At 67.9% G+C, this 20,633-nt stretch carries 26 protein-coding genes; 23 read left to right on the top strand and 3 right to left on the bottom strand.

Annotation, left to right across the window (positions count from 1 at the left end; translation table 11 throughout):
• Positions 1–38: 38 nt before the first annotated feature.
• From purM to AC5P7I_RS05495, 7 genes are all read left to right on the top strand, one after another.
• The gene (gene purM, locus AC5P7I_RS05525) at positions 39–1,097 is read left to right on the top strand and encodes a phosphoribosylformylglycinamidine cyclo-ligase (protein WP_014646244.1); all 1,059 of its coding nucleotides are present in this window, start codon (positions 39–41) and stop codon (positions 1,095–1,097) included.
• A 21-nt stretch (positions 1,098–1,118) separates the two neighbouring features.
• A complete protein-coding gene (locus AC5P7I_RS05520; protein WP_032957615.1) occupies positions 1,119–1,607 on the top strand; it encodes a hypothetical protein in 489 nt (162 codons plus the stop codon).
• Positions 1,604–2,026: a hypothetical protein gene (locus AC5P7I_RS05515; RefSeq protein WP_014646242.1), complete on the top strand. Its 423-nt coding sequence runs from the start codon at positions 1,604–1,606 to the stop codon at positions 2,024–2,026. Before AC5P7I_RS05520 ends, AC5P7I_RS05515 begins: the two co-directional genes overlap by 4 nt.
• Before the next feature lie 41 nt (positions 2,027–2,067).
• Positions 2,068–2,730 carry a DUF2238 domain-containing protein gene (locus tag AC5P7I_RS05510; protein WP_014646241.1) on the top strand — a complete coding sequence of 221 codons (663 nt, stop codon included), beginning with the start codon at positions 2,068–2,070 and terminating at the stop codon, positions 2,728–2,730.
• Positions 2,727–3,386: a phosphoribosylglycinamide formyltransferase gene (gene purN / locus AC5P7I_RS05505; protein WP_014646240.1), complete on the top strand. Its 660-nt coding sequence runs from the start codon at positions 2,727–2,729 to the stop codon at positions 3,384–3,386. The genes AC5P7I_RS05510 and purN overlap by 4 nt, the downstream gene beginning before the upstream one ends.
• A gap of 68 nt (positions 3,387–3,454) precedes the next feature.
• On the top strand, positions 3,455–4,282 hold the full coding sequence (locus AC5P7I_RS05500; protein ID WP_049405384.1) for a DUF3108 domain-containing protein: 828 nt from the start codon (positions 3,455–3,457) through the stop codon (positions 4,280–4,282).
• 2 nt (positions 4,283–4,284) lie between these two features.
• Entirely contained in the window at positions 4,285–4,968 is a 684-nt protein-coding gene (locus AC5P7I_RS05495) for a DUF3108 domain-containing protein (RefSeq protein ID WP_014036249.1), read from the top strand.
• Positions 4,969–5,107: 139 nt separating this feature from the next.
• On the opposite strand, the gene AC5P7I_RS05490 is transcribed toward AC5P7I_RS05495, so the two are convergent.
• The 3 genes from AC5P7I_RS05490 to AC5P7I_RS05480 are packed head-to-tail and all read right to left on the bottom strand — an operon-like array spanning position 5,108 to position 6,945.
• Complete coding sequence (locus tag AC5P7I_RS05490; protein ID WP_032957609.1) at positions 5,108–5,425, bottom strand: hypothetical protein; 318 nt, start codon at positions 5,423–5,425, stop codon at positions 5,108–5,110.
• The gene (gene murA, locus AC5P7I_RS05485; protein WP_014646237.1) at positions 5,422–6,693 is read right to left on the bottom strand and encodes a UDP-N-acetylglucosamine 1-carboxyvinyltransferase; all 1,272 of its coding nucleotides are present in this window, start codon (positions 6,691–6,693) and stop codon (positions 5,422–5,424) included. The genes AC5P7I_RS05490 and murA overlap by 4 nt, the downstream gene beginning before the upstream one ends.
• Positions 6,694–6,714: 21 nt before the next feature.
• Positions 6,715–6,945: a BolA family protein gene (locus AC5P7I_RS05480; protein WP_005408396.1), complete on the bottom strand. Its 231-nt coding sequence runs from the start codon at positions 6,943–6,945 to the stop codon at positions 6,715–6,717.
• 54 nt (positions 6,946–6,999) lie between these two features.
• Between AC5P7I_RS05480 and AC5P7I_RS05475 the strand changes: the two genes are divergently transcribed.
• The 16 genes from AC5P7I_RS05475 to AC5P7I_RS05400 all read left to right on the top strand — a co-directional run bounded on the left by AC5P7I_RS05475 (position 7,000) and on the right by AC5P7I_RS05400 (position 20,506).
• The gene (locus AC5P7I_RS05475) at positions 7,000–8,001 is read left to right on the top strand and encodes a KpsF/GutQ family sugar-phosphate isomerase (RefSeq protein ID WP_014646236.1); all 1,002 of its coding nucleotides are present in this window, start codon (positions 7,000–7,002) and stop codon (positions 7,999–8,001) included.
• A 67-nt stretch (positions 8,002–8,068) separates the two neighbouring features.
• On the top strand, positions 8,069–8,617 hold the full coding sequence (locus tag AC5P7I_RS05470; protein WP_014036245.1) for a KdsC family phosphatase: 549 nt from the start codon (positions 8,069–8,071) through the stop codon (positions 8,615–8,617).
• Complete coding sequence (gene lptC / locus AC5P7I_RS05465; RefSeq protein WP_014646235.1) at positions 8,614–9,189, top strand: LPS export ABC transporter periplasmic protein LptC; 576 nt, start codon at positions 8,614–8,616, stop codon at positions 9,187–9,189. Before AC5P7I_RS05470 ends, lptC begins: the two co-directional genes overlap by 4 nt.
• A gap of 101 nt (positions 9,190–9,290) precedes the next feature.
• Positions 9,291–9,857 carry a lipopolysaccharide transport periplasmic protein LptA gene (lptA, locus tag AC5P7I_RS05460; RefSeq protein WP_032959333.1) on the top strand — a complete coding sequence of 189 codons (567 nt, stop codon included), beginning with the start codon at positions 9,291–9,293 and terminating at the stop codon, positions 9,855–9,857.
• Complete coding sequence (gene lptB / locus AC5P7I_RS05455) at positions 9,857–10,576, top strand: LPS export ABC transporter ATP-binding protein (RefSeq protein ID WP_005415558.1); 720 nt, start codon at positions 9,857–9,859, stop codon at positions 10,574–10,576. The genes lptA and lptB overlap by 1 nt, the downstream gene beginning before the upstream one ends.
• Before the next feature lie 40 nt (positions 10,577–10,616).
• Positions 10,617–12,038 (top strand): RNA polymerase factor sigma-54, encoded by a 1,422-nt coding sequence (locus AC5P7I_RS05450; protein WP_014646233.1) that lies wholly within the window; start codon positions 10,617–10,619, stop codon positions 12,036–12,038.
• A gap of 58 nt (positions 12,039–12,096) precedes the next feature.
• Positions 12,097–12,414 (top strand): ribosome hibernation-promoting factor, HPF/YfiA family, encoded by a 318-nt coding sequence (hpf, locus tag AC5P7I_RS05445; protein ID WP_005415556.1) that lies wholly within the window; start codon positions 12,097–12,099, stop codon positions 12,412–12,414.
• Between the two features lie 21 nt (positions 12,415–12,435).
• On the top strand, positions 12,436–12,888 hold the full coding sequence (locus AC5P7I_RS05440) for a PTS sugar transporter subunit IIA (protein WP_032130191.1): 453 nt from the start codon (positions 12,436–12,438) through the stop codon (positions 12,886–12,888).
• Positions 12,885–13,835 carry an HPr(Ser) kinase/phosphatase gene (gene hprK / locus AC5P7I_RS05435; protein WP_005408388.1) on the top strand — a complete coding sequence of 317 codons (951 nt, stop codon included), beginning with the start codon at positions 12,885–12,887 and terminating at the stop codon, positions 13,833–13,835. The genes AC5P7I_RS05440 and hprK overlap by 4 nt, the downstream gene beginning before the upstream one ends.
• Positions 13,836–13,862: 27 nt before the next feature.
• Entirely contained in the window at positions 13,863–14,747 is an 885-nt protein-coding gene (gene rapZ / locus AC5P7I_RS05430; RefSeq protein WP_014646231.1) for an RNase adapter RapZ, read from the top strand.
• A 498-nt stretch (positions 14,748–15,245) separates the two neighbouring features.
• Entirely contained in the window at positions 15,246–15,638 is a 393-nt protein-coding gene (locus AC5P7I_RS05425; protein WP_032958481.1) for a PTS sugar transporter subunit IIA, read from the top strand.
• The gene (locus AC5P7I_RS05420) at positions 15,631–15,900 is read left to right on the top strand and encodes an HPr family phosphocarrier protein (RefSeq protein WP_005408385.1); all 270 of its coding nucleotides are present in this window, start codon (positions 15,631–15,633) and stop codon (positions 15,898–15,900) included. Before AC5P7I_RS05425 ends, AC5P7I_RS05420 begins: the two co-directional genes overlap by 8 nt.
• 2 nt (positions 15,901–15,902) lie before the next feature.
• Entirely contained in the window at positions 15,903–17,672 is a 1,770-nt protein-coding gene (gene ptsP, locus AC5P7I_RS05415) for a phosphoenolpyruvate--protein phosphotransferase (RefSeq protein WP_032958484.1), read from the top strand.
• Positions 17,673–17,900: 228 nt separating this feature from the next.
• Entirely contained in the window at positions 17,901–19,262 is a 1,362-nt protein-coding gene (gene mgtE / locus AC5P7I_RS05410; protein ID WP_008266103.1) for a magnesium transporter, read from the top strand.
• Between the two features lie 105 nt (positions 19,263–19,367).
• The gene (locus tag AC5P7I_RS05405) at positions 19,368–19,634 is read left to right on the top strand and encodes a hypothetical protein (protein ID WP_032958486.1); all 267 of its coding nucleotides are present in this window, start codon (positions 19,368–19,370) and stop codon (positions 19,632–19,634) included.
• A 71-nt stretch (positions 19,635–19,705) separates the two neighbouring features.
• On the top strand, positions 19,706–20,506 hold the full coding sequence (locus AC5P7I_RS05400; RefSeq protein WP_080469254.1) for a carboxylesterase family protein: 801 nt from the start codon (positions 19,706–19,708) through the stop codon (positions 20,504–20,506).
• The last annotated feature ends 127 nt before the right edge of the window (positions 20,507–20,633 follow it).

The following is a 20,633-nucleotide window of genomic DNA, read 5'->3' as shown; positions in this document are numbered from 1 at the left end:
TAAAATCGCTCATTCAACCCCTGCCAGCGCCGACGCCCGTGACCAACACCCCGTCTTCCGCCCCTTCCCCCCTCACCTACCGTGACGCGGGGGTCGACATCGACGCCGGCAACGCGCTGGTCGAGCGGATCAAGCCCCTGGTCAAGCGCAGCTTCCGCCCGGAAGTGATGGGCGGCCTGGGCGGCTTCGGCGCCCTGTTCGACCTGTCCAACAAGTACCGCGAGCCGGTGCTGGTGTCGGGTACCGATGGCGTGGGCACCAAGCTGAAGCTGGCCCACCAGCTGAACCGCCACGATACGATCGGCATCGACCTGGTCGCCATGTGCGTGAACGACGTGCTGGTGCAGGGTGCCGAGCCGCTGTTCTTCCTGGACTACTTCGCCACCGGCAAGCTGGACATCGACACCGCCGCAGCGGTCGTGGGCGGCATCGCCAACGGCTGCACCGAGGCCGGCTGCGCGCTGATCGGCGGCGAAACCGCTGAAATGCCCGACATGTATGCCCCGGGCGAGTACGACCTGGCCGGCTTCACGGTCGCCGCAGTCGAGAAGAGCGAGCTGAAGGACGGCGCCAGCGTGGCCGCCGGCGACGTGCTGATCGGCATCGCCTCGTCCGGCCCGCACTCCAACGGCTACTCGCTGGTGCGCCGCATCTACGACCGCGCCGGCCGCCCGGCCGACCTGGAGCTGGAGGGCGGCGTGAAGCTGGTCGACGCGCTGATGGCACCGACCCGCCTGTACGTGAAGCCGATCCTGGCACTGCTGAAGTCGCACGGCGAGGCCATCCACGGCATGGCCCACATCACCGGTGGCGGCCTGACCGAGAACATCATCCGCGTGGTGCCCGACGGCCTCGGCCTGGACATCCAGGCATCGTCCTGGACCCTGCCGCCGGTGTTCCAGTGGCTGCAGAAGGAAGGCGCCGTGGCCGACAGCGAGATGTGGCGCACCTTCAACTGCGGCATCGGCTTCGTGCTGATCGTGGCAGCCGACCAGGTCGCCGCCGTGTCCGAGGCGGTCAAGGCGCAGGGCCTGGACCACTGGACCATCGGCCAGGTGGTCACTGCTGAAGGCGCCGAGCGCGTCCACATCGGCTGAACCCGGCCCCGAGGAGCCCGCATGGACGCAATGCCCCCGCTGCCCCCTACCCCCGTGCCGCCGCCAACGACGGCGGTACCGGCGTTCAGCCCCCAGGACGCCGACCACCTGCGCATGCTGTCAATCGCGCACTACGTGGTCGGCGGCCTGATCGCGCTGTTCTCGCTGATCTTCATCGTCCACATCGTGCTCGGCGTCACCGCGCTCACCGGCAACCTGCCGATGAACTCCGGCGGCCAGCCCTCGTCGCCGGCCGAACAGCGCGTGTTCGGCTGGATGTTCGTCGTGATCGGCTGTGTCATCGTGTTCGGTGGCGTCACCCTGGGCGCGTTCGTGGCCTACGCCGGCCGTTGCCTGGCCCGCCGCCGCCGCTACCTGCTGTGCCTGATCGTGGCCGGGCTGGCCTGTCTGTTCACGCCGATCGGTACCGTGCTGGGAGTACTCAGCCTGATCACGCTGCTGCGTCCGCAGGTCAAGGCCGCGTTCGACACAGCGGGCACGGCGGCATGACGAGCCCGGGCGCACCGCCGCCGCTGCCGCAGCAGACCCTGGCGCACCTTCAGCTGGGCAGCCACCTGCAGACGCTGAAGGTGCTGTTCTACGCGCTGGCGGTTTTCCACTGGATGGCCGCGCTGGCCTTCCTCGGTTTCATCGGCCTGGTTGCCAGCTCGCGCGGGCTGGACGATGGCGCGGTACTGGCCACCGTGTACGGCGTCGTTTCAGCGCTGGCTGCCGCGCTGGGCTTCGTGCAGCTGCACACCGCGCGCCTGCTGTCGCGCCGCACCGGGCTGGCCTGGTGCCAGCGCGCGGCCTGGCTGGCGGTGCTGGCCGGCCCGCTGGGCATGGCCCTGACCGCCTATGCCTGGGTGTTCCTGTCCAAGCCTGACATGGCCGCCCTGTTCGACCGCGGCGACCATCTCCGCGTCTGAACTTGCCGGCAGACGCCCCGCCCTTTCCTGATCGACTTCCCATGTCCGCGCCTGCCCTCCCCACGACCGCTTCACCCAGCGCCTTCCGTTTCTCGCGCCCCAAGAAGCTGGCCTTCGCTGCCGTGCTGGCGGTATTCGCGGTCAGCTGGATCCAGCCGCTGTGGCCCACCGAGCAGGCGCTGCACAGCACGCTGACCGTGATCGGCCTGGGCGCCCTGCTGTGGGTCGACCGCCGGGGTGGCTGGCTGGGCAACGGTGCCTTCATCGCGATCTGCGGCTTCATCGCGCTGCACTGTGTGGCCGCCCGCTGGCTGTACTCGAACGTTCCCTACGACGCGTGGACGCAGGCGCTGATCGGCTGGTCGCCGAATGCGGCGTTCGGCTGGCAGCGCAATCATTTCGACCGCCTCATCCACTTCCTGTTCGGCGTCTGTTTCACGCCGGCACTGCTGCAGCTGGCACGTCACGCCTGGCCGGCGCTGCGCCGCGGCCAGGCCTTCGCCCTGGCGGTGATGACGGTGATGTGCGCCAGCCTGGTCTACGAGTGGTTCGAATGGGCCATCGCGCTCGCCCTGTCGCCGGACGCCGCCGAGGCCTACAACGGGCAGCAGGGCGACATGTGGGACGCCCATGCCGACATGCTGATGGCCACCGTGGGCAGCCTGCTGACCTGGCCGCTGATCCGCCGGAGTACCCCGCAATGACCGCGCCCACCCGCATTGCCGTGCTTGCCTCCGGCCGCGGCAGCAACCTGCAGGCCATCCTCGATGCCATCGCTGCGGGACGCCTGCGCGCCGAGGTCGTCGGCGTATTTTCCGACCGCCCGGCCGCCGCCGCGCTGCAGCGGGTCAGCGCCAACCTGCGCTGGGCGCATGCGCCGAAGGAATTCCAGGACCGCGCCGCCTACGAGCAGGCACTGGGCGACGCACTGGCCGCGGTCGCACCGGACTGGATCGTCTGCGCCGGCTACATGCGCATACTCGGCGCCGCCTTCGTGCAGCGCTTCAATGGCCGCCTGGTCAACATCCACCCGTCACTGCTGCCGCTGCACAAGGGGCTGGACACGCATGCGCGGGCACTGGATGCAGGCGATGCCGAGCACGGTGCCAGCGTGCACCTGGTCGTACCCGAGCTGGACGCCGGCGCCGTGCTGGCCCAGGTGCGGGTACCGGTGCTGCCCGGCGATGACGCCGACACGCTGGCCGCGCGTGTGCTGGCGGTGGAGCATCCCCTGCTGATCGCCACGCTGCAGCTGCTGTGCGCCGGCCGCCTGACTGAACGGGAGGGCCAGCCGCAACTGGACGGTCACCCCCTGTTTAGCCCGCTGGCCCTAGATTCCGCCGGGAACCTGAACCGGTAACGCCCACGCACACGCCCCGCTGACTGCGGGGCTGGCATCCTGCCCACCTCCTGCGGCTCCTCTCTTCCATGAAGACCACGACCCTGCTGTCCACTTCACTGCTGCTGTCGCTTGTCGTGCTTCCCGGCGTGGGTTGGGGCCAGGCGCAGGCGCCTGCCGCCTCGCCGGCTCCGGCGCCGGTGCCAGCGGTGCAACCGCCGGCCGAAGCGGCGGCCCCGGCCCTGCCGGCCTTGGCGTGGGAACCGCCGCCGCTGCAGCCGTTCAGCGCCACCTACCAGGCCTTCTACAAAGGCAAGGAGGCCGGCGACGCCAGCATGCAGGTCACCCATACCGGCGGCAACCAGTGGCGGGTCGACATGCAGGTGGTCGGCCGCCGCGGCTTTGCCAGCGTGCTGGGCCTGAACATCGAGCAGAGCACGGTGTTCGAGGAGCGCGCCGGCGCCTATGCACCGCTGAGCCAGAGCACGGTGCGCAAGGGCCTGTTCCTGGGCAAGAAGGCGGTCGGCACGTACAACTGGCAGGCCGGTACCGCGCAGTGGACCGGCGACGTCGAGAAGAAGCGTGCGCAGCCGATTCCGCTGCAGCCGGGCGACCAGAGCGCCCTGCTGATCAACCTGGCGATCATGCGGGATGCCCGTCCGGGTGCCACCATGCACTACCGCTACGTGGACATGGGCAAGGTCCGCCAGCACGACTACCAGGCCGCGCCGCAGACCGAGAACGTCGAGGTCGGCGACCTGTCCTACAACGCGCTGCGGGTCTACCGGACCAACGGCGGCAACAACGAAACCATCCTCTGGATCGCCAACGGTGTCCCCACCCCGGTGCGCATCCTGCAACGCGAAGACGGCGAAGACCGCGTCGATCTGCGCCTGATCGAATACCAAGGAGTCTGAGCATGAGCACCCTGACCCGCCCCCTCACCTGGATCGCTGCAGCCGCGCTGTCGGTGGCCAGCCTGCCGGCCATGGCCCTGCAGCCGTTCAAGGCCGATTACCTGGCCAGCTACATGGGCATGCAGGCCAATGGCAGCATGACGCTGAGCAGCGAGGGTGCCAACAAGTGGCGCTACACGCTGCAGGTGAAGAACCAGCTGGCCGACCTGAGCCAGAGCACCGTGTTCGAAGAAGTGCGCGGCCAGCTGCGCCCGCTCAGCAGCCAGGACCGTTCGGCGCTGCTGGTGAAGAAGCGCAACGTGCAGGCCAACTACAACTGGACCAGCAACCAGGCCACCTGGACCGGCGACATCAAGCCGGACCGCGCTGGACCTATCGCACTGAAATCCGGTGACATGGACGCGCTGCTGATCAACCTGGCGATCGCCCGTGACCTCGCCGCCGGCAAGCCGCTGACCTATCGCATGGTCGACGAAGGCCGCATCAAGAACATGACCTACCGCGTCATCGGCAAGGAGTCGATCACCGTGGGCGGCAAGAGCTACGAAGCGACCAAGGTCTCGCGTGCCGACGGCAACAAGGAGCTGATCGCCTGGATCGTGCCGGAGTTCCCGGTGCCGGCACGCATGCTGCAGCGGGAGAACGACCGCGATGCCCTGGACCTGACCATCAAGGCGATGAACTGAGTGCCGGGGTCGGATCCCATCCCCTCGGGGATGGGCTCTGACCCCGGTTGTGTGGCTGGGGTCGGAGCCCTTTCCGATGGAAAGGGCTCCGACCCCGGGCCCCGCGAAAAGAAAACGCCCGCTTTCGCGGGCGTTTTTCTTACTTCTTTTCTTCGGCCGCCGCCGGCTTGAACTCGGTACGGCAGTCCACGCGGATCTGCTCGCCGGTGCTGCGCCAGACGAAGGTGCGGCAATGGCGGTTGCCGTCCTGGCTGTCATTCACCGCAACCGCATAGAACGACTCGATGATCTCGTCGCGCGAGACCGTGCCATCGCCATTCCAGTCCATGTCCTTCTGCTCGATGCCCTGGGTGATGGCGATGTTGGCGTACCAGGCGTAGCCCAGCCACGCCAGCACGATCAGCACCAGCGCCAGCAGCGCCTTGCGACGCGGGCTGAACTTGCCGCGCAGGATCATGGCACGCGCCGGATGGTGGCACCGAGCGAAGACAGCTTCTCTTCGATGTTCTCGTAGCCACGGTCAAGGTGGTAGATGCGGTCGATGGTGGTCTCGCCGCTGGCCATCAGGCCGGCCAGGATCAGCGAGGCCGAGGCACGCAGGTCGGTGGCCATCACCGGTGCGCCACTCAGGTGCTCGCTGCCCCGCACGATGGCGGTGTGGCCTTCGACCTGGATGTCCGCGCCCAGGCGCAGCAACTCGTTGACGTGCATGAAACGGTTTTCGAAGATCGTTTCGTTGATCACGCCGACGCCGTCGGCCACGCAGTTGAGCGCCATGAACTGCGCCTGCATGTCGGTCGGGAACGCCGGGTACGGTGCGGTGGTCAGGTTGACCGCCTTCGGCCGCTTGCCCTGCATGTCCAGGGTGATGGTGTCGTCGGTGGTCTCGATCTTCGCACCGGCTTCGACCAGCTTGGACAGCACCGCGTCCATGGTGTTCGGGCGCGCACGGTTGACCGTGACCTTGCCGCCGGTCATCGCCGCAGCCACCAGGAAGGTGCCGGTCTCGATGCGGTCGGGCAGCACTTCATGGCGGCCGCCGGACAGGCGCTCGACGCCTTCGATGACCAGGCGGGCAGTGCCCAGGCCTTCGATCTTCGCGCCCAGCGCGATCAGGCAATGCGCCAGATCGGTCACTTCCGGTTCCATCGCACAGTTGTCGAGGATGGTGGTGCCTTCGGCCAGCACCGCGCCCATCAGCACGTTCTCGGTGCCGGTAACGCTGACCATGTCGAAGGTGAAATGGCCGCCCTTCAGGCGCTTGGCCGTGGCCTTGATGAAGCCGTTCTCGACCACGATCTCGGCGCCCAGCGCCTGCAGGCCCTTGATGTGCTGGTCGACCGGACGCGAGCCGATCGCGCAGCCGCCGGGCAGCGACACTTCCGCCGCGCCGAAGCGGGCCAGCAGCGGGCCCAGCACCAGGATCGAGGCGCGCATGGTCTTGACCAGCTCGTACGGGGCGACATGCTGGTTGACCGGACGCGGGTCGACCACGATCGCACTGCCGCGCGACAGCGTGCCCTGGTCGATGGTGACCTTGGCACCCAGTTCACCCAGCAGCTTCACCGTGGTGACCACATCGTGCAGGTGCGGCACGTTGGTGATCTCCACCGGCGCATCGGCCAGCAGGGTCGCGCAGAGAATGGGGAGGACGGCGTTCTTGGCGCCGGAGATGCTCACTTCACCGTGCAGCGCAGCGCCGCCGGTCACAACGATCTTGGCCATGTATTCGGGATCTTCTGCGGTTCAGCCGGCTTCGGCCGGGGTCACGGTTTTCAGCGCCAGCGCGTGGATCGCGCCGCCCATCAGGTCGCCCAGGGTGGCATAGACCATCCGGTGGCGGGCCAGCGGCATCTTGCCGGCAAAGGCCTCGCAGACCACGGTCGCTTCGAAATGCACGCCATCGTCGCCCTGCACGTCGGCGCGGGCGCCGGGCAGGCCGGTTTCGATCAGGTTGCGGATGGTGTCGGCGTCCAACGGGCTTTCCTAATAAAATGTGCCTCCATTCTACTTCCGCTGCGTGGCGTCCGCATGGCCGAATCCCTGTTGCCCCCCCGTTCCGTCGACCCTGCCGGCCTGGTCGCCAGCGGCCGCCGCGTCTTCGAGATCGAGCGGCAGGCGCTGGATGCCGTGGCCGACCGCCTCGGCGAGGCCTTCCAGCAGGCTTGCCAGGCGATCCTGGCCAGCCGCGGCCGGGTGGTCGCCACCGGCATGGGCAAGTCCGGGCACATCGCCCGCAAGATCGCCGCTACGCTGGCCTCCACCGGCACTCCCGCGTTCTACGTGCATCCGGGCGAAGCCGGCCATGGTGACCTGGGCATGATCACCGAGGCCGACGTGGTGCTGGCCCTGTCCTATTCGGGCGAATCGGACGAAGTGCTGATGCTGCTGCCGGTGCTCAAGCGCCAGGGCAACGTGCTGATTTCCATGACCGGCCGCCCGCAGTCCAGCCTGGCCACCGCCGCCGATATCCACCTGGACGTCAGCGTGCCGGCCGAGGCCTGCCCGCTGGCGCTGGCGCCGACCTCCAGCACCACCGCCTCGCTGGCGATGGGCGATGCGCTGGCCGTGGCCCTGCTCGACGCACGCGGCTTCACCGCCGACGATTTCGCCCGCTCGCACCCGGCCGGCAGCCTCGGCCGCCGCCTGCTGCTGCATATCACCGACGTCATGCACACCGGGGAGGACCTGCCCAGCGTGGGGGCCGACGCCAGCCTCAGCGAGGCGCTGGTCGAAATGAGCCGCAAGCGGCTGGGCATGACCGCCGTGGTCGATGCCGACGGTGTGCTGATCGGCCTGTTCACCGACGGTGACCTGCGCCGGGCGCTGGACAGCGCGCTGGACGTGCGCACCGCGAAGATCGCCGATGTGATGACCCGCAACCCACGTACCATCGGCGCCGACCAGCTGGCGGTGGAGGCTGCCCGGCTGATGGAGACCCACAAGATCACGGGCCTGATCGTGGTTGACGACCAGGGCCGGGCGGTCGGTGCCCTGAACATTCATGACCTGTTGCGGGCCCGGGTGGTTTAACCGACAGTCCGTAGACCCCATTCAGTCTGTACCGTCCCAACCCGAATCCACCGAGCCTGCCACCCTGATGCCCTGGTCCCCCCTGCCCGCCTTCCCCGCCCACCTGCATGCCGCCGCGGCCCGCGTCCGCCTGGCCTGCTTCGACGTGGACGGCACCCTCACCGACGGTCGGCTGTACTACGACAAGGACGGCAACGAGAGCAAGGCGTACTTCGTGCAGGATGGCCTGGGCCTGAAACTGCTGCAGCAGCACGGCATCCACCCCGTGCTGATCACCGCGCGCAACAGCCAGTCCGCGCTCAGGCGCGGCGCCGACCTCGGCATCGATACCCAGATCGCCGTGGGCGACAAGCTGGCCAGCGTGCAGGCGCTGTGTGCGCAGCACGGCATCGGCCTGGAGCAGGTGGCCTTCATGGGCGACGACCTGCCGGACCTGGCACCGCTGGGCGCGGTCGGCCTGGCGGTGGCGCCGGCCAACGCCCACCCGTGGATCGCCGAGCGCGTGCATTGGCAGACCCGCGCCGATGGCGGACGTGGTGCAGCCCGTGAGCTGTGTGACATCCTGCTGGCCGCGCAGGGACATGTGGACGCGGTCCTGGCGAGGTTCGGTGCATGAACCTGCCGAGCCTGAACTGGCGCACCCTGCTCGGCATCGGCCTGCTGCTGGCGGCCCTGCTCAGCAGCTGGGCGGCCCTGCGCAACCGCGACAAGGGTCCGGCCACTGCCGGCCAGGATGTCGGCGTGGACTACGTCCTGCACGACTTCCAGGTCGTCGCCCTGGATGAGCACGGCAAGGAATCGACCACCCTGCGCGCACCGTTGCTGGAGCGCCAGCGTGGCGACCAGACCATCAACATCGCCACGCCGCTGTTCGAGATGCCGGACAAGGATGGCAAGCACTGGACCCTGCGTGCCGAGACGGGCTGGCTCAGCGCCAAGGGCGACCAGATGAAGCTGCGCGGCAATGTCGCCGGCGACAGCCCGGCCGATCCGGGCGTGGTGCCGACCACCTTCCGCACCGACCACCTGGACGTGTTCCCGAAGGAGAACCGTGCCCGCACCGATGCGCTGGTCACCATGACCCGCCCCGGCATGGAACAGTCCGGCGTTGGCTTCGAGGTGGATTCGAAGAACAACACGTATCATTTCCTCAGCCAGTCCAAGGGCCGTTACACGCCCCGACGCTGATTCCGCCGCCCTCCTGCGACGTCCCCGGACAGGCGCAAGGCAGGCAGCCCACCCATCCGCCCCCGGTTTCCCGGGCGGCCCCACCGGTAGAACGGACCCCGATGAAGATTCCCTTTGCAGCCGTACTCGCGCTCGGTCTCCTTGTTCCCAGCGCTGCCTTTGCCAAGTCCACCGACCGCAACGAGAACATGAACATCGACTCCGGCGCGCAGTCGGGCGTGCTCACCGGCGATGGCAAGACCGTGCTCTCGCAGGGCGTGACCGTCACCCAGGGCTCGCTGGACATCCGCTCGTCCGAAGCCGAGATCTACCTGAAGGACGGCGAGGCCGTGCGTGCGGTGTTCACCGGCAAGCAGGCCACGATGAAGCAGCAGCTCGACGATGGCACCTGGATGGACGCGGTGGCTGATCGCATCGACTACGACATCAAGACCGAGATCATCACCCTGACCGGCAACTACAAGGTCACCAGCGCGCGCGGCACCAATGCCGGCCAGCGCATGGTCTACAACACCCGTAGCGGCGAAATGAATTCCGGTGGCGATGGCAGCCGCGTGCGCACCGTCATTCCGCCGAAGAACAAGAACGCGGCGGCACAGCCGGCGGCCACGCCCAAGGCGGCGGCGCCGGCCAGCACGTCGGCCAAGCCGGCCGGGAGCAAGAAGTAATGCTCGTCGCCAAGGGCCTGCGCAAGCGCTACAAGCAGCGCGAAGTCGTGAAGGACTTCGGGCTGACCCTCGACGCCGGTGAAGTGGTGGGCCTGCTCGGCCCCAACGGTGCCGGCAAGACCACCTGCTTCTACATGATCGTCGGCCTGGTCGCCGCCGATGCCGGCAGCATCGTGCTCGACGGCAAGGACATCACCAGCGATCCGATGTACACCCGTGCCAAGCAGGGCGTGGGCTACCTGCCGCAGGAGCCGTCGGTGTTCCGCAAGCTGACGGTGGCCGACAACCTCCGCCTGGTACTGGAGCTTCGCGAAGACCTGGATTCGGCCGGCCGCGAACGCGAATTGAACAGCCTGCTCGACGAATTGCAGCTGGGCCATGTGGCCGACCAGCTCGGCGCCAGCCTGTCCGGTGGCGAACGTCGTCGCTGCGAGATCGCCCGCGCACTGGCCGCGCAGCCGCGCCTGATCCTGCTCGACGAACCGTTTGCCGGTGTCGACCCGATCTCGGTGGGTGAAATCCAGCGCATCGTCACCCATCTCAAGCAGCGTGGCATCGGCGTGCTGATCACCGACCACAACGTGCGCGAGACCTTGGGAATCTGCGACCGCGCGTATATCCTCGCCGAGGGCACCGTGCTGGCCCAGGGCTCGCCGGAGGCGATCCTGGACAACGCCGACGTACGTCGCGTCTACCTTGGGGATTCCTTCAAGCTGTGACCGCAGGCGCCGGGTCCCTTTCCTTCCGTTCGGCACAGGCATGAAGACTCGGCTGCAGACATCGTTGGGACAACAGCTGGTGCTCACGCCCCAGCTGCAGCAGGCGATCAAGCTGCTGCAGATGTCCACGACCGAGCTGGAGCTTGAAATCGCCCAGGCCGTGGAGAGCAATCCGCTGCTGGACTGGGCCGACAGCAACGACAGCAGTGCCGCCAATGAGGCCAGCGACAGCACCGATGCCGACGCGCCCGCCGAACGCACCGACAACGGCGACGACTGGGCGCCGGCCGAACTCGACTGGAGTGCCGCCGGCAGTGGTGGCAGCTTCGACGATGACGATGACACCGGCAGTGCCGCCGAGCGCGTGGCGGAAACCGAAACGCTGGCCGACCACCTGCTGTGGCAGCTGCACCTGTCGCATCTTTCCACGCATGACCGCAGCATCGGCGCTGCACTGATCGATGCCCTGGACGACGATGGTTACCTGCGCGAACCGCTGGCCACCATCGCCGAAACCCTGCTGCCGGCGGTCCATGCCGGTGAGGATGAAATCCTCGCGGTGCTGCATCGCATCCAGCGTTTCGACCCGGTCGGCGTTGCCGCGCGCACGCTCGGCGAGTGCCTGCAGCTGCAGCTGGACGTGTTGCCTGCCGACACGCCGGGGCTGGCGCTGGCGCGACAGATTGCCGCAGGCCCGCTGGAACGGCTGCCGCGCAGTGGCGTCTCCGGGCTGGCGCATGAACTGAAACAGCCACTGGACGAGGTCGAGACGGCAGTCGCGCTGCTGCGCTCGCTGGACCCGCGTCCGGGCACGCAGATCGCGCCGCTGTCGCAGGACACCTATGTGGTGCCCGACGTGGTGGTGTGGCGGCAGAACGGCATCTGGCGCGCAGCGCTGGCGGCCCATGCCGGGCCGAAGGTGGTGATCCACCGTGGCTACGAACAGCTGATCCGCCGCTGTGGCGAGGCCGACGCCGGCTACCTGCGCGGCCAGCTGCAGGAGGCGCGCTGGCTGCTGAAGGGCCTGCAGCAGCGCGGCGAAACCCTGCTGCGGGTGGTGCGCAGCCTGATCCTGCAACAGGCCGGCTTCCTCGAATTCGGCGAGCAGGCGCTGCGCCCGCTGACCCTGCGCGAGATCGCCGCCGAGCTGGGCCTGCACGAATCCACGGTGTCGCGCGCGATCGCCCGCAAGCACGTGCGCACGCCGCGCGGCACCCTGCCGCTGCGCGCCTTCTTCGCCTCGGGCATCGATACCGAAGGCGGTGGCGAGGCGTCCAGCACGGCCATCCAGGCGATGATCCGCCGCCTGATCGACGACGAGAACCCGCGCAAGCCGCTTTCTGACGCCAAGCTGGCTGACCTGCTCAAGTCGTCGGGAATTCCAGTAGCGCGACGCACCGTGGCGAAGTATCGTGAAGCCATGAACATTTCCGCCTCGCACGAAAGGGTCAGAATCGCTTGACGCGCCGCCGCGCCCGGCGGAGAGGTTCATTGGCACATCCGAACACAGGAGAAACCCGATGCGCATCGAAACGTTTGGCAAAGACGTCGAAGTCACCCCGGCCCTGCAGTCCTATGTAGAGGAGAAGCTGGCCCGGATCGGAAAACACTTCGACCAGCACTGCGAAGCGCGGGTGACCCTCAAGCTGCAGAAGACCGAACACCACGTCGACGCCAGCCTCAACATTCCGGGGCAGACCCTGCACGCCGAGGCCGGCGGCCAGACCATGTATGCCGCGATCGACCTGCTCGCGGACAAGCTTGACCGCCTGGTCATCAAGCACAAGGAGAAAAAACAGCAGCACGCACCGCTGCCGGTGGGCGACAATGGTGGCTGATCGCCACCGTTCCCCGCAGACATGCCCCTGACTGACCTCCTGGCGGCCGTGCAGACCCAGCTCTGCACGGCCACCGACCGTGACAGCGTCCTGCAGGCCGCCGCCGGGTTGCTGGCCTGCCGCCAGGCCAACGCCGAACAGATCTATCTGAACCTGTGCCAGCGCGAAGCCCTGGGCAGCACCGCGATCGGCCACGGCATCGCCATCCCCCACGGCCGCGCGCCGACCCTGGACCGCCCCCGTGGCGCCCTGCTGCGACTGGCGACCCCGGTCGATTTCGGCGGCGACGAACCGGTGGACCTGGTGTTCGCGATGGCCGTCCCCGCCCACTACACCCACCAGCACCTGATGCTGCTGTCCGAGCTGGCCGAGCTGTTTTCCGCACCGGACATCCGCCAGGCCCTGCGCGAAGCCGGCGATGCCCGGGCGCTGCGCGAGGCGCTGGACATGACCCCACCTGCGAGTGCCGCATGAATACCAGCATCACCGCCCGTGAACTGTTCGAACAGCAGCGCGAGCGGCTGGGGCTGCGCTGGGCCGCTGGCAAATCCGGTGAGAAACGCGAGCTGGAGGCCGGCAACACGGTCTCGCGGCGTCCGTCGCTGGCCGGCTACCTCAATGCGATCTATCCCAACAAGGTGCAGATCCTGGGCACCGAGGAACTGTCCTGGCTGGACGCGCTGGAACCCCGCCAGCGTTGGGAGACCATCGAGAAGATCATGCAGTCGCATCCGCTGGCGCTGGTGCTGACCCGCAACCAGGCGTGCCCGGAAGACCTGCGCGCGGCCGCCGATGAATCCGGTACACCACTGTGGCTGTCGCCCAAGCGCGGCCACGAACTGCTCAACCACCTGTCCTACCACCTGGCGCGCACGCTGGCGCCGCGGGTGATCCTGCATGGCGTGTTCATGGAGATCTATTCCATCGGCGTGCTGATCACCGGTGAGGCCGGGTCGGGCAAGAGCGAGCTGGCGCTGGAGCTGCTAAGCCGCGGCCATCGCCTGGTGGCCGACGATGCGCCCGAATTCACCCAGATCGCCCCGGACGTGCTCGACGGTACCTGCCCCGAACTGCTGCAGGACCTGCTGGAAGTGCGCGGCCTGGGCGTGCTGAATGTGCGCGAGATGTTCGGCGACACGGCTGTAAAGAAGAACAAGTACCTTCGGCTGATCGTCCACCTGACCAAGCCGATGACCGAACCCACCCCGCATGGCTACGAGCGCCTGACCGGCGACTCGGGCACCCGCCATGTGCTGGACCTCGACGTTCCGCTGATCACCCTGCCGGTGATGCCCGGCCGCAACCTGGCCGTGCTGACCGAAGCCGCCACCCGCCTGCACATCCTGCGCACCAAGGGCATTGATCCGGCAGCGATGTTCATCGCCCGCCACAGCAATCTGCTGGAACGGCGAACACCCTGATTCCCCTGCCCCTCGAAGAGCCTGTCCATGAGCACCGCCACCCCCTCCGCCCCGACCCTGATCATCGTCAGCGGCCTGTCCGGCTCGGGTAAATCCGTCGCCCTGAAGACCTTCGAGGATCAGGACTACTACTGCTCGGACAACCTGCCGATCCACCTGCTGCCGGACTTCGTGCGCAGCCTGCTGGCCAACCACGATGGCAGCGCGCCGCGCCGGCTGGCGGTGGGCATCGACGTGCGCGGCCAGGCCGACCTGAGCCAGCTGGGCGACTGGCGGCAGCTGGCCACCGACGCCGGCGTGGAAGTGAAGGTACTGTTCTTCGAGGCCAGCGACGAAACGGTGCTCAAGCGCTATGCCGACACCCGCCGCCGCCATCCGCTGAGCCAGCTGGGCCTGTCATTGCCCGAGGCGATCGCCCGCGAGCGCGAGCTGACCGCGCCATTGCGCCGCGAGGCCGATGCGGTGATCGATACCAGCAACCTCAACGTGCACCAACTGCGGCGGCGGATCATCACCGAGTTCGCGATGGACCATGCCACCGGCCTGTCGCTGCTGTTCGAATCATTCGCCTACAAGCGCGGTGTACCCGCCGAAGCGGACTTCGTGTTCGATGCGCGGGTGCTGCCCAATCCACACTGGGATCCGGACCTGCGTGCGCTCAGCGGCCGCGAACCGGGTGTACGCGACTATCTGGAAGCGCAACCGGACGTGCAGCGCTACCTGGCCCAGCTGATGGATTTCCTCGATACCTGGCTGCCGAAACTGGGTGATGGCACCCGCAGCTACGTGACCGTGGCGTTCGGCTGCACCGGCGGCAAGCACCGCTCGGTGTTCCTGGCCGAGCGCATGGCCCGGCATGCCCGCGAGATGGGCTGGCAGGACGTGGCGACGTACCACCGCGAACAGGATTGAGGGGGGCCGGCCGGGCTGCGCCCGGCACCCGCCGGTAGTGCCGGCCGCTGGCCGGCAACAGCAACAGCAACAGCAAAAGCGGCATTCCGTGGGATGGCGGGGCGGTGTGGGTAGGCAGGACACGCCGTGAACCCCCCTCCGGGGTCCGGCCCAGCCGCTGGCGGCTGGGCGTTCGGGCGCTTGCGAAGCAGTGCTTCGCAAGCAAAGCGCCCTCACCCATGGGGGCTCGATGGCGCCATCCATGGCGCCAACGGTCCTGCCTACCCACACCGCCCCGCCTCTGACAGATTCCGTGCGCTGTTGGTAGGTGTCGACCTTGGTCGACACGATGGATCCACACCATGCGTGGATGAATCGCTGCCAGGCATCGAAAAACGCATGGGGTCGGATCCCTTTTCCAGGGGAAAAGGGCTCTGACCCCGATAACGCTGAATACGGGACACAGTGCCCCTCATCTGCTGCTATCGCCGATTCACCTTGACCTGTTAACGTGCAGTAATGACCTGTGGCATTCTCCTCGTAACACATCCCGGGGTCGGGACCGCCCTGCTTGACGTGGCGACCCGGCTCCTGCGGCAATTGCCGCTGAAAACCGAAGCTTTCGAAGTACCGTTCGACGCAGACATGGACGCCCTGCTCCCGCTCGCCTCGGCCGCCCTGCGGCGGGTCGACAGTGGTGAGGGCGTGCTGATCCTGACCGACCTGTACGGCGCCAGCCCCGCCAACCTTGCAGGGCAGCTGGCCCGGCTGGGGACCCCGGTTCGCCGGGTGTCGGCACTGAGCCTGCCGATGTTGCTGCGGGTGATGAATTATCCGGAACAGGGACTGGATCAACTGCCCGCCACAGCCGCGGCGGGTACCCGTAATGGAGCGATAGTCGACGATGCTTGAACGAGAACTCACCGTCAGCAACCGCCTGGGCCTGCATGCCCGGGCCACCGCCAAGCTGGTGCAGACCCTGGCGCCGTTCCGCTGCAACGTGACCATGGCCGCCAAGGGCCGTGAGATCAACGCCAAGAGCATCATGGGCGTGATGCTGCTGGCCGCCGGCCAGGGCACTCCGGTCACCGTGCGCATCAACGGCGAAGATGAAGCCGCCGCGATGGAGGCGGTGGTCGGCCTGTTCGAACGCCGCTTCGACGAGGACAGCTGAGCGTGCCACGCGCACGCGCCGGCCAGCTCCCTTCCGGCCAACGGCCGGTACAGCTGTTGGCCGGCCATGGCGCGGCGCGCGGAACGGCGATGGGCCGGGCGCGCGTGCGGCTGCCGCATGCACTGGAAGTGGCCGAGCAACGCGTGGCCGCACACCAGGTCGAGGCCGAACTGGCCCGCCTGCACCGTGCGCTGGATGCCGCGCGTACGGAAATGCACGAACTGCGTCAGCGCCTGCATGGCGCACTGAACCAGGAAGTGGGCGAGTTCCTCGACCTGCACGCGTTGCTGCTGGACGACCCCGAGCTGCTGTATGGCCTGGACGAACTGATCCGCAGCGGCCCGTACAGTGCCGGCTACGCGCTGCGCCTGCAGCGTGACCGCCTGGCCAAGGTCTTCGATGGCATGGACGATGCCTACCTGAAGAGCCGCATGGACGATCTCGACCATGTGATCGGCCGCATCCACGCCTTCCTGCAACCCGAACGCCCGCCGGTGATGAAGGGCCTGGCCGGCGAGATCCTGGTCTGCGACAACATCGCCCCATCCGAACTGGCGCAGCTGCAGGCGCAGGGGGTGGTCGGCATCGTCACCGCCGCCGGCAGCGCGCTGTCGCACAGCGCGATCCTGGCGCGCAGCCTGCACCTGCCCCTGATCGTCAATGTGCCGCAACTGCTCAGCCGCGTCGCCGACGGCGACGTGCTGATCATCGACGGTGCCGACGGCAGCATCACCGTCAACCCGCTGGCCGACAACCTGCGTGACTACCGCGCACGCCTGAAGGAACACGCGCGCGAGCAGCGCGAGCTTGGCCGCCTGCGCAGCAAGCCCAGCCGTACCCGCGACCAGGTCGACATTGCCTTGCTGGCCAATGCCGAATCGCTGGAGGACGTCACCCAGGCGCATGCGCTGGGCGCGCAGGGGCTGGGCCTATATCGCACCGAATTCCTGTTCCTGCAGCGCAACGAGCTGCCGGACGAAGAAGAACAGTTCCAGACCTACCGTGATGCCGCACTGGGCATGAGCGGCCGGCCGGTGACCATCCGCACGCTCGACCTGGGTGCGGACAAGGCTGATCGTACCGGCCTGACCCTGAGCAACGAAGAGAACCCGGCACTGGGCCTGCGCGGCGTGCGCCTGTCGCTGGCACGGCCCAAGGTGGCCGACACCCAGCTGCGCGCGATCCTGCGCGCCTCGGCCTACGGCAAGCTGCGCGTGCTGGTGCCGATGGTCAGCACCCGCGAGGAACTGCTGGCGGTGCGCCGGCGCATGCTCAAGCTGAGCGAACAGCTGCGCAGCGAAGGCCATATGGTGTCCGAGCACGTGCCGCTGGGCGCGATGATCGAAGTCCCGGCGGCGGCATTGGCGCTGGAGAGTTTCATCGATCTGGTCGATTTCCTGTCGATCGGCACCAACGACCTGGTGCAGTACCTGCTGGCCGCCGACCGCAACAACGAGGCGCTGGGTGAGTTGTATTCACCGTTGCACCCGGCGGTGCTGCGGCTGTTGCAGATGGTGATCGAGACCGGCGCACGCCACCGCATCCCGGTGGCGGTCTGCGGCGAGATGGCCGGTGATGCGCGGATGACCCCGTTGCTGCTGGCGCTGGGCCTGAGCGAGTTCAGCCTGCATCCCGGTACGTTGCTGGAGGTGCGCCGTGCCATCCGCGAAGCCGATCTGGGTGCGCTGCGCGCCCGTGCCCCGAAGCTGCTGGCCGCGCGCGACCGCCGCGCCATCGAACGCTGGCTGGCGCTGGTGGCCGATACGCCCTGACACCACCCGCTCGCCGGGCATGCACGCCTGGGGTCAGATCCCTTTTCCGCGGGAAAAGGGATCTGACCCCGTCTCGTTGAAGGCCAAGAGGTTGCCGGCCAGCGGCCGGCACTACCGCCACCCGGCGGCTATGCGCTGAAACATCCCCTTGCGATAATGACGCGCTGAACACCCCTGTTGCCGCATCCTTGCCGGGATCGCGGCTTTTCTTATCCCGCGGGAGCTGCGATGGCTGAAGCTGTACGCCACGACAAGACTGCGCGCCAACTGCGGATGTTGTCCGATGCACTGGACAGCGGCCGGCTGGGCCCGGTACGTCGGCTGGTCAACACCCTGGCCCCGGCCGAGATCGGCAACCTGCTTGAATCGCTGCCGCCGGGCAAGCGCGAGGTGGTGTGGGGCCTGGTTGATCCGGAAGATGACGGCGAGGTGCTGGTCCACGTCGGCGAAGACGTGCGCGAGAGCCTGCTCGCGGACATGGACCCGGACGAGATCATCGCCGCGGTCGAAGACCTGGACATCGACGACCTGGCCGACCTGGTCGAAGACCTGCCCGATACGGTCATCGACGAGGTCCTCAAGTCGATGGACCGCGAGAACCGCGAGCGCCTGGAGCAGGTGCTGTCCTATCCCGAGGACAGCGCCGGCCGCCTGATGAACCCGGACGTGGTGACCGTGCGCGCCGACGTCAATGTCGACGTGGTGCTGCGCTACCTGCGCCTGCGCGGCGAACTGCCGGACCATACCGATCACCTGTTCGTGGTCAGCCGGCGCCATCAGTACCTCGGCCGGGTGTCGCTGGCGGCACTGGTGACCCACGAGGACACCACCCCGATCAACCGCCTGATCGACGACGAGCAGCCGGCCATTGACGTCGGCGAGAGCGACCAGGAGGTCGCCCGCCAGTTCTCCGACCATGACTGGATCTCCGCGCCGGTGGTGGACGACAACAACATCCTGATCGGCCGCATCACCATCGATGACGTGGTCGACATCATCCGTGGCCAGGCCGAGCACCAGGCACTGGGCGCCGCCGGCCTGGACGAGGACGAAGACCTGTTCAGCCCGGTCTGGCGCGCCATGCGCCGGCGCTTGATGTGGCTGTCGGTGAACCTGTGCACCGCCTTCCTGGCCTCCAGCGTAGTCGGCCACTTCGAAGGCACCATCGACAAGCTGGTGGCGCTGGCCGTGCTGATGCCGATCGTGGCGGGCCTGGGCGGCAATGCCGGTACCCAGGTGCTGGCGCTGATGGTGCGCGGCCTGGCACTGGGCCAGGTAGGCGCGTCCAACGCGCGCACGCTGCTGTGGAAGGAGGTGCGGGTCGCCTTGTTGAACGGCGTGATGCTGGGTTCCGTGCTGGGGCTGATCGTGCTGGCCTGGTTCCACTCGCCCGGGCTGTCGGCAGTGATCGCCATCGCGCTGACCTGCAACCTGCTGTTCGCCGCACTGGCCGGCGTGCTGGTGCCACTGACCCTGAAACGCTTCGGCTTCGACCCGGCGCTGGCCAGCGGCATCTTCCTGACCGCCGTGACCGACTCGATGGGCTTCTTCACCTTCCTCGGCCTGGCCACGCTGGTGCTGCTGCACTGAACCCTGCAGGGTCCGATCCCCGCCGCGCGGAGTTCCGACCCACGCCAAAACCCAGGGTCGGATCTCCGCTGCGCGGGGCTCTGACCCGTTTCCAACTGGACACCCATGGCCACCACGATCGAAAACTATTTCCAGCCCGGCTGGCGCGACCAGCAGCACACCTGCCCGGCCTGCGAATGGAAGGGCAGCTCGCGTGCCATGGAGATGGAGCTGGACGAGGACGCCACCGAGTACGCCTGCCCGGTCTGCGAGAACCCGCTGCTGGTGGTGCTGCATCCGGACATCGCGCAGGTGCAGGCGGCCGCCGCCGAGGGCAATGCCGAAGCGCAGGAGCAGCTGGACATCATTGCCAGTTTCCCGCGACCGGAGTGACGCGCCGCACGATGCCGCGTTGACCTGCGGCGGGCTAGGATGCAGCTGACCCTGCCGCCCCGGGAAATCCCATGGTCCGATCGATGTCGCGCTGGCTGCCACTGCTGGCCTTTCTGATGATGAGCGGTTGCACTTCGCTGCCGGACAGCGCGCGCGGCCGCTTCGAGGGCCGCGCAGTGAAGGTGGACGGCGAGACCGCCTACTACCAGGTGTTCATTCCGGCCGGCGTTCAGGCCACCGCTCCCACCAGACTCCCGGTCATCCTGTTCCTGCACGGCTCCGGCGAGCGTGGCGGCGACGGTGTCAAGCAGACCCATGCGGGGCTGGGGCCGCACCTGCGCAGGCACGCGGCCGACTTCCCCGCATTGGCCGTATTCCCCCAGGTGCCGGGCCACCAGGAATGGAGCGGGCGCAACAACCGCGTTGCGCTGGCCGCCCTGGACGCCACCATCGCCGAGTTCGGTGCCGATCGCTCACGGCAGTACCTGACCGGGATGTCGATGGGCGGCTATGGGAGCTGGAACATCGCGCTGGATGACCCCGGGCGCTTCGCCGCGATCGTGCCCGTGTGCGGCGCGGTGCTGGCGCCGCGCGCGGTGCGCCCGACCCTGTTCGTCGAGCAGGTCGCCCAGGAAACCGATCCGTATGCGGCCATCGCCCAGCGCCTGAGAGGCACGCCGATCTGGATCTTCCACGGTGCGCTGGATGATGTAGTGCCACCGGACGACGATCGCAGACTGCACGCCGCATTCCGGAGCGCCGCTGCACGCGACGTGCGCTACACCGAGTACCCGGAAGGCAACCACAACGCCTGGGACGCCACCTATGCCGACCCGGCGATGTGGGCATGGCTGTTCGCGCAGAAGCGCTGAACCGCAGCTTCAGTAGTTGCCAACCTTGGTTGGCATTGTCTGCCCTGGTAGTTGCCAACCTTGGTTGGCACTGACTGCTCTGGTAGTTGCCAACCTTGGTTGGCACTCGCCTACCTGAAACCAGCCC

This window comes from Stenotrophomonas sp. YJH_SMC_138 (genome assembly GCF_059369855.1).
This window is presented reverse-complemented; position numbering and strand designations above follow the sequence as displayed.